Raw genomic sequence first — 2520 nt, 5'->3', positions numbered from 1 at the left:
CTCGCCGTCCTGGATGCGGCCTTCCAGCAACAGGTTGGCCAGCTTGTCCTGCAGGTTCCGCTGGATCACCCGCTTCAGCGGCCGCGCGCCATAGGTCGGGTCGTAGCCGGCCTCGGCCAGCCATTCCCGGGCGCTCTCGTCCAGTTCCAGCCGGATCTTGCGATCCTCCAGCAGTGCCCGCAGCCGGGCCAGCTGGATATCGACGATCGCCGCCATGTCGCCGCGCGCGAGGCGCCGGAACAGCACGATCTCATCCAGCCGGTTGAGGAATTCCGGCCGGAACCGGTCCCGCACCGCTCGCATCACCGCTGGCCGCGCCGCCTCGATATCGGCGGTCTCGGGCAGTTCGGCGATCGCCTGGCTGCCGAGGTTGCTGGTCAGCACGATGATGGTGTTGCGGAAATCGACCGTCCGCCCCTGGCCATCCGTCAGCCGCCCGTCATCCAGCACCTGCAACAGGATGTTGAAGACGTCCTCATGCGCCTTCTCCACCTCGTCGAAGAGGATGACCTGGTAGGGCCGGCGCCGGATCGCCTCGGTCAGCGCGCCACCCTCGTCATAGCCGACATAGCCCGGAGGGGCGCCGACCAGGCGGGAGACCGCGTGCTTCTCCATGTATTCCGACATGTCGATGCGGGTCATCGCCCGCTCGTCGTCGAAGAGGAAGCTCGCCAGCGCCTTTACCAACTCGGTCTTGCCGACACCGGTCGGGCCGAGGAAGAGGAAGCTGCCGATCGGCCGGTTCGGGTCCTGCAGGCCGGCGCGCGCCCGGCGGACAGCCTTGGAGACCGCCTCCAGCGCCTCCTCCTGCCCGACCACGCGGCGGCGGAGCTGGTCCTCCATCTTCAGCAGCTTGGCCCGCTCGCCCTCCAGCATCTTCTCGACCGGGATGCCGGTCCAGCGGCTGACCACGGCGGCGATGCCCTCCTCGGTCACCGCCTCGTTCACCAGCCGGGCATCGCCGTCGCCGGCGCCCGCGATCTGCTTCTCGAGGCCCGGGATGACGCCGTATTTCAGCTCACCGGCCCGAGCATAGTCGCCGCGGCGCTCCGCCAGATCCAGCTCGGTGCGGGCCTTGTCCAGCTCCTCCTTCGCCTTCTGCGTGGCGACGACCTTGCCCTTCTCCTCCTCCCAGCGCTGGGTCATCTCGCGCGAGCGCTCCTCGAACTCGGCGACATCCTTCTCCAGCTTGGCGAGGCGATCGCGGGAGGCCGCGTCGTCCTCCTTCTTCAGCGCCTCACGCTCGATCTTCAGCATCATCAGCCGGCGGTCGAGCTCGTCCAGCTCCTCCGGCTTGCTGTCCACCTGCATGCGCAGCCGCGAGGAGGCCTCGTCCACCAGGTCGATCGCCTTGTCCGGCAGGAAGCGGTCGGTGATGTAGCGGTTCGAGAGCGTCGCGGCGGCGACCAGCGCGCTGTCGGTGATGCGCACGCCGTGATGTGTCTCGTACTTGTCCTTGATGCCGCGGAGGATGCTGATCGTGTCCTCGACGCTCGGCTCGCCGACGAAGACGGGCTGGAAGCGCCGGGCCAGCGCCGCGTCCTTCTCCACGTGCTTGCGGTACTCATCGAGCGTCGTCGCGCCGATGCAGTGCAGTTCGCCGCGGGCGAGCGCGGGCTTGAGCAGGTTGGAGGCGTCCATCGCGCCCTCCGCCTTGCCCGCGCCGACCAGCGTGTGCATCTCGTCGATGAAGAGGATGATGTCGCCGGCGGCCTCCTCGACCTCCTGCAGCACGCCCTTCAGCCGCTCCTCGAACTCGCCGCGATATTTCGCGCCGGCGACCATCGCGCCGAGGTCGAGCGCCATCACGCGCTTGTCCTTCAGCGCCTCCGGCACGTCGCCCCGCACGATCCGGAGCGCAAGGCCCTCCACAATCGCGGTCTTGCCGACGCCCGGCTCGCCGATCAGCACCGGGTTGTTCTTGGTGCGGCGTGCCAGCACTTGGATGGCGCGGCGGATCTCCTCGTCACGGCCGATCACCGGGTCCAGCTTGCCGGTGCGCGCCGCCTCGGTGATGTCGCGCGCGTATTTCTTCAGCGCGTCGAACTTCTCCTCGGCATTCTGGCTGTCCACCTTGCGGCCCTTGCGCATGTCGGCGACGGCGGCCTCCAGCCGCTGCGCATCGGCGCCGGCCTGCTTCAGGATGCGGCCGGCGGGCGCATCGCTCGCGGCCAGCCCGACCAGCAGCCGGTCCTGGGCGACGAAGGCGTCGCCAACCTTCTGCGCCTGCTGCTGCGCCGCATCCAGCACGCGGACGATGTCGGGGGTGAATTGCGGCTGGCCAGCGCCGGCGCCGCTCACCTTCGGCTGGCGCCCGATCTCGGCATCTACGGCCTGCTTGGCGTGGGCGGGATCGCCGCCGGCCGCGCGGATCAGCCCGGCCGCGGCCCCCTGCTCATCATCCAGCAGCGCCTTTAGCAGGTGTTCCGGCGTCACGCGCTGGTGGTATTCGCGGATGGCGATGGTCTGCGCCGCCTGCAGGAAGCCCTTGGCGCGATCGGTGAATTTCTCGATATCCAT

At 69.0% G+C, this 2520-nt stretch carries 1 protein-coding gene; it reads right to left on the bottom strand.

What is annotated here, in order from left to right; translation table 11 throughout:
* Positions 1-2520, bottom strand: a 2520-nt coding sequence (clpB, locus tag AC5JBD_RS00070) for an ATP-dependent chaperone ClpB (protein ID WP_495719713.1), incomplete at both ends; no start/stop codon positions are given.

The sequence above is a fragment of the Allosphingosinicella sp. genome, assembly GCF_059502505.1.
This window is presented reverse-complemented; position numbering and strand designations above follow the sequence as displayed.